At 39.7% G+C, this 5,242-nt stretch carries 8 protein-coding genes; 5 read left to right on the top strand and 3 right to left on the bottom strand.

Going from position 1 to position 5,242, the window contains the following annotated elements; genetic code table 11:
- The 3 genes from Q0192_RS05505 to Q0192_RS05495 all read right to left on the bottom strand — a co-directional run.
- The coding region (locus tag Q0192_RS05505) for an SH3 domain-containing protein (protein WP_299287302.1) at positions 1-375 on the bottom strand (375 nt) is incomplete at its 3' end.
- 24 nt (positions 376-399) lie between these two features.
- The gene (locus Q0192_RS05500; protein WP_299287299.1) at positions 400-1,041 is read right to left on the bottom strand and encodes a DUF3885 domain-containing protein; all 642 of its coding nucleotides are present in this window, start codon (positions 1,039-1,041) and stop codon (positions 400-402) included.
- A 78-nt stretch (positions 1,042-1,119) separates the two neighbouring features.
- Positions 1,120-1,473 (bottom strand): 4Fe-4S dicluster domain-containing protein, encoded by a 354-nt coding sequence (locus Q0192_RS05495; protein WP_299287296.1) that lies wholly within the window; start codon positions 1,471-1,473, stop codon positions 1,120-1,122.
- A 101-nt stretch (positions 1,474-1,574) separates the two neighbouring features.
- Here Q0192_RS05495 and Q0192_RS05490 point away from each other — a divergent pair, with 101 nt between their 5' ends.
- The 5 genes from Q0192_RS05490 to Q0192_RS05470 all read left to right on the top strand — a co-directional run.
- Positions 1,575-2,597 carry an acyl-CoA reductase gene (locus Q0192_RS05490; protein ID WP_299287293.1) on the top strand — a complete coding sequence of 341 codons (1,023 nt, stop codon included), beginning with the start codon at positions 1,575-1,577 and terminating at the stop codon, positions 2,595-2,597.
- 84 nt (positions 2,598-2,681) lie between these two features.
- The gene (locus Q0192_RS05485) at positions 2,682-2,885 is read left to right on the top strand and encodes a fructose-6-phosphate aldolase (RefSeq protein WP_299287290.1); all 204 of its coding nucleotides are present in this window, start codon (positions 2,682-2,684) and stop codon (positions 2,883-2,885) included.
- 2 nt (positions 2,886-2,887) lie between these two features.
- Complete coding sequence (locus Q0192_RS05480) at positions 2,888-3,571, top strand: ATP-binding cassette domain-containing protein (protein ID WP_299287286.1); 684 nt, start codon at positions 2,888-2,890, stop codon at positions 3,569-3,571.
- 217 nt (positions 3,572-3,788) lie between these two features.
- Complete coding sequence (locus Q0192_RS05475; protein ID WP_299287283.1) at positions 3,789-4,409, top strand: nucleotide exchange factor GrpE; 621 nt, start codon at positions 3,789-3,791, stop codon at positions 4,407-4,409.
- A gap of 85 nt (positions 4,410-4,494) precedes the next feature.
- The coding region (locus Q0192_RS05470; RefSeq protein WP_299287281.1) for a DnaJ domain-containing protein at positions 4,495-5,242 on the top strand (748 nt) is incomplete at its 3' end.

Here is a 5,242-nt window from a genome sequence, read left to right as displayed (position 1 = left end):
AAATTGGTGAAGCAATTCAAAAGTTGTGTTACCGATTGAAAACTGATTTTGTTCAACACCTGCAATCCGGCTTCCAGCAGGCAAATAAAGCATTGAACCATCTGCAATTTTACGGACAACGGTAATTGGCTCGGCAGTCAATCGAAAAGTATTTTGCTGGTTTTGATTGTAAGTTTCGGCATCCAACAAAATGGCTTGTATCGCTTGTATCCAACCAATGTATTCATCGTTTTCTGTTTGGATTTGCAGCCATTCGCCCTGCCTTTCCAGCACTTCAAAACCTTCGCCAAAAAGCAGTTGCGAAACTTGCTGCGCTTTGTGCATTGGCGCATCGCGAAGCGGAACAATGGCCAGATTGATTAAACCGTATTGCATTTTTTTATATTTGTATTATTATTCTTAATCATTCATTATCTCTAAACGTTCTTTAATTCCTGCACGATTAGGTTCTAATATTAATGTAGTAAGTTCTACATAATAATTCTTTAACAAATCAATATTGTAAGAAATCAAATCACAACCTCGATCATCATACATTAAAAAAATTGAGTTTTTTGTTTTATTAATAATATATAGTTCTCCATCCAATCTTGGTTTAATATAAAAGTCGTTGTTGGATATAGACATAAAGATATTTTTGAAATTGATATTTCGAGCTTTATCCATTATGATTAACTGGCATGAATGATCGCTAATCCAATACTTATCTTCGACATCTTTACTTCTTCTAAATTGATATACAAGTTCAGGGTTTATTAACTGCTTGAACAAAAAATTCCCTTTTCTTATTTTTCTCCTTTTCCATGTAAAGCAGTTGTAATACAATATTAGATTGTCTTCATCATCGGTTATTGTCTTAAAGATTTTGTTTACTCTTTTATTTACTTCAATTAAGTAATCAACTCCACCAGATAATTCAAATTGTTCATCTTGTAAATTGAACCTCAACCCTGGAACTTCATTAAAAAACAAGGGTTGAGTTAGTTTTAAACCACTAAACTTATTTTGAAGATAATCTTGTAGTTCTTTATATGGTTTCATAAGAAATAAAAATTTCTTTATATAAAAAAAGGGAACACAAATATTGCATTCCCTTTCAAATTTCAACCAACAATAAATTTATTCTTCCATGTGCAACCATGATTTTTTGGCCAGCAGCTCTTCTTTGGTTTCGCGCACATCTTCATCGTCCACACAGCAATCAACCGGACAAACGGCCGCACATTGCGGTTCATCGTGGAAACCTACACATTCGGTGCATTTATCAGAAACGATGTAATAAACTTCGTCAGAAATTGCTGCGTTTGGTTCTTCCGCGTTTAGCGTAGAGCCATCGCCAAAATCAATAATCCCTTTTAAATTGGTTCCTTCCGAAAATTTCCAGGCAGCACCAGCATCATAAATGGCATTGTTTGGACACTCCGGTTCGCAAGCGCCACAGTTTATACATTCGTCAGTAATTTTAATCGCCATAACCCTATCCTTAAAAAGCTAAATGATACATTTGCTTTGCAGCAACGTTCCGCAAAGATAACAAATTTTGCATTTTCAAGTTTTAAAGCTTTGCTAATAATATGTCAGAATTGATTAAAATAAATTTAACGGAAACGCTGTTTAAACTGGGCGAAGAACTGTTAGAACCATCCGAAGAACTTTTAGAAATCATAGAGCGCGAACGCCAGTACAACGCTTGGTTTGTGCCAGAAAATGTGTTGCAGGCCGTACAGGCGATCGGCAAAATGCTAAACCGCAAAGACTTAGAAAAATGGCTGCCCGAAGATGCCGGTACTGTTTTTACCGGCAAAAAAGTGGGATTGGTTTTGGCCGGAAACATCCCGGTGGTTGGTTTTCATGATGTGCTTTGCGTGCTGGTTTCCGGTCATTTTGCCCTAATTAAAGCTTCTGCAAGTGATTCAAGAATAATTACGTACATTTTAAAACGTTTGGTTGCGTTAGAACCGGAGTTTGCAAACCGATACGAATTTACCGAACGGTTGGCCAATTTTGATGCCGTTATGGCGACAGGAAGCAACAATACGTCGCGCTATTTTGAATATTATTTTAGCAAAGTGCCCAACATCGTCCGCAAAAACCGAAACAGCATGGCTTTGCTTTCAGGTTTTGAAACGGAAGAAGATTTGCACAAATTAGGCCACGATATTTTTGATTATTTTGGATTGGGCTGCCGAAGCGTTTCCAAAATTTTAGTGCCGGCAGATTACGATTTCGGCATTCTGTTTCGGGCGATTGAGTCTTTTCAACCGATCATCAATCACCATAAATACAACAACAATTACGATTACAACAAATCGGTTTACTTGGTTAACCAAGCCAAACATTTGGATAATGGTTTTTTATTGCTGAAGCAGGATGAAAATATTGCTTCGCCGCTTGCTGTTCTTTTCTATGATTTTTACAAAAATTTGGAGGACGCAGCAGAAAAAATCAACGTAAAAAAAGATGCAATTCAATGCGTGGTAAGCGGCATGAAGTTAAATATTGAAGTACCGATCGTAAGTTTTGGCGAAAGTCAGCAGCCTAAACTTTGGGATTATGCCGATGGCGTAAACACGATGGCTTTTTTGCAAACTATTTGAATTTTTATATGGTAAAAGAAGCATCCGCAGAAATTCAAAAAACAGGCCGAAAAACTATGGCATAAATTTTAACTTTGGCAAACGATGTACATTATTAAAGTAAAAGGAGTGGCCAAAATACCGGATTACGTGCAACTGCGCGACGAGCAGTTTACACTGCTGGCTTATTTTCGGGTAGACAGGCCAGACAAATCGCTGGATAAATTGGGGCTGGCCGACAAAGCCGAACAGATAATGAACATTGTAAAAGACCTGCCATTTGGTCAAATCCTCAAACTGGAACTTTAAAAATGATTGGGAACACCGTTATCCGACTTCAAAATACAGATATTTTTCAGCAGAAACATTTGGTGCTTTCTGATGTAAATTTGGAAATCAACAAAGGCGATTTTGTTTGGCTGATTGGCCAAACTGGTTCGGGCAAAAGCAGTTTGCTAAAAGTTTTGTACGGCGATTTACATTTGACCAACGGCGAAGGACATTCGGGAGGTTTCGATTTGAAAACTTTGGCCAACAAAGACGTTCCGTTTTTGCGCCGGAAACTGGGCATCGTTTTTCAGGATTTCCAATTATTATCCGACCGAACCGTTGAAAAAAATTTAGAGTTTGTGTTGAAAGCGACTGGTTGGAAAGACAAAACCAAAATTGCCGAAAGAACAAAAGATGTGCTGGAAAAAGTTGGTTTGCGTTCTAAACTCCGTAAAATGCCGCACGAACTTTCTGGCGGCGAGCAGCAGCGCGTGGTGATTGCGCGTGCTTTGCTAAACGAACCGGAAGTGATTTTGGCCGATGAACCGACCGGAAACCTCGACCCGGACACTTCTGAAGAAATTGTATTGTTGCTGAAACAAATCAGCCAAAACGGGACGGCCGTTTTGGTTGCCACACACGATTATCATATTATCCGCACCTTTCCATCACGCATTATAAAATGCGAGAACGGGAAAATTTTAGATGATGTACAATTGGTTTAGCCGCATCTTAATAAAATATATTCCGTACTAATCCCGAAAAATTATTTCAGGAAAAAAACGACATACTGTTTTTATCCCGGTAAAAACAGTATGCTGCCAATTTTGCTGCCAGCCTTTGTTTTAGCAACAGACAGATTAAAACCTGCAATTACAAATGCCTGACAGCCTGACGGTTTTTAACGGATGGCAGGAAACTTGTTGAGGGAAAAACTATATTATGAATTTTAATGATATACTGAAGAAGATGAAAAATGAAGACAACGCTTCGGAAGAAAAACCAATTAATATGGACGAGATTTTTGATGAATTTCAGCAAGTAAATGATGCACGCCAGAATCAAAAAAAAGAAACTGAAAGCGGCCAACCTGAAAATATAGAACCGGAATTTCTTGCAGAAGATAAACTGAAAGAAGAGCTGGCTTTGGCAAATGATAAATTTTTACGCTTGTACGCCGAGTTTGATAACTACAAACGCCGCACTTCAAAAGAACGCGTAGAATTGCTGCAAACGGCTGGCAAAGAGGTAATTGTATCTTTGTTACCTGTTTTAGACGATTTTGAACGCGCATCCCGCGCAATTGAAAACGCAAAAGACGTTTCTGCCGTAAAAGAAGGCATCAGTTTGGTGCAAAACAAGTTTAAAAATTTGCTGGCACAAAAAGGATTGAAAGAAATGGCGTCTAAAGGACAGCCGTTTGATGCAGATATCCACGAAGCAGTTACTAATATTCCTGCTTCGGATGAATCATTAAAAGGCAAAATTGTGGACGTGCTTGAAGAAGGCTACATGCTGAACGACAAAGTAATCCGTTTTGCAAAAGTAGTGGTAGGGGCGTAGAAAGAGGTTGATAGATAATTGGTTATGGTTAATGGTTCATAACTGATAGCTGAAAGCTGATTGCTGACAGCAAATAGACAAAAAAATGGCAAAAAGAGATTATTACGATATACTGGGCGTTTCTAAAGGTGCAGAAGTAGAGGAGATTAAAAAGGCTTACCGCAAGATGGCCATCAAATATCATCCCGATAAAAACCCCGGAGACAAGCAAGCCGAAGAGAATTTTAAAGAAGCCGCCGAAGCTTATGAAGTTTTAAGCAAACCTGATAAACGCCAGCGTTACGATCAGTTTGGCCATGCTGCCAATGCACAATCGGCCAGTGGTGGCGGTTATGGCGGTGGCAACATGAACATGGAAGATATTTTTAGCCAGTTCGGCGATATTTTCGGTGGCGGCGGAAGCCCGTTTGACAGCTTTTTTGGCGGAGGAAGGCAAAGCGGCGGCCGCAAAGCAGCCCGCGGAACCAATTTAAGGATCAAGGTAAAACTAACGCTGGAAGAAATTGCCAACGGTGTTGAAAAAAAAGTAAAAGTAAACAAACAAGTGCTTTGCGATACCTGCGACGGTACGGGCGCAAAGGACAAAGCTTCGTTTCAAACTTGTAAAACCTGTGGCGGCTCCGGTGCGGTACGCCGTGTAACCAATACCATTTTGGGCCAGATGCAAACCACCAGCACCTGCCCTACCTGCAATGGTGAAGGTTCTACCATCACTTCAAAATGTAATGTTTGCCACGGCGAAGGTATTGTCCGCGGAGAAGAAACGATCAGCATCAACATTCCGGCCGGGGTGAGCGAAGGCATGCAATTGAGCATGAGCGGAAAAGGAAATG

The sequence above is a fragment of the uncultured Mucilaginibacter sp. genome (assembly GCF_937859865.1).
In the GTDB taxonomy this organism is placed as follows: Bacteria; Bacteroidota; Bacteroidia; order Sphingobacteriales; family Sphingobacteriaceae; genus Mucilaginibacter_A.
Note: the sequence above shows the minus strand (reverse complement) of the source record. Positions and strands in the feature narration are given on the sequence as shown.

Bases quoted from the DNA above. Each gene is read 5' to 3' on its own strand.
- Q0192_RS05500 (WP_299287299.1), bottom strand. From the start codon at position 1,041: ATGAAACCATATAAAGAACTACAAGATTATCTTCAAAATAAGTTTAGT.
- Q0192_RS05495 (WP_299287296.1), bottom strand. From the start codon at position 1,473: ATGGCGATTAAAATTACTGACGAATGTATAAACTGTGGCGCTTGCGAA.
- Q0192_RS05490 (WP_299287293.1), top strand. From the start codon at position 1,575: ATGTCAGAATTGATTAAAATAAATTTAACGGAAACGCTGTTTAAACTG.
- Q0192_RS05485 (WP_299287290.1), top strand. From the start codon at position 2,682: ATGTACATTATTAAAGTAAAAGGAGTGGCCAAAATACCGGATTACGTG.
- Q0192_RS05480 (WP_299287286.1), top strand. From the start codon at position 2,888: ATGATTGGGAACACCGTTATCCGACTTCAAAATACAGATATTTTTCAG.
- Q0192_RS05475 (WP_299287283.1), top strand. From the start codon at position 3,789: ATGAATTTTAATGATATACTGAAGAAGATGAAAAATGAAGACAACGCT.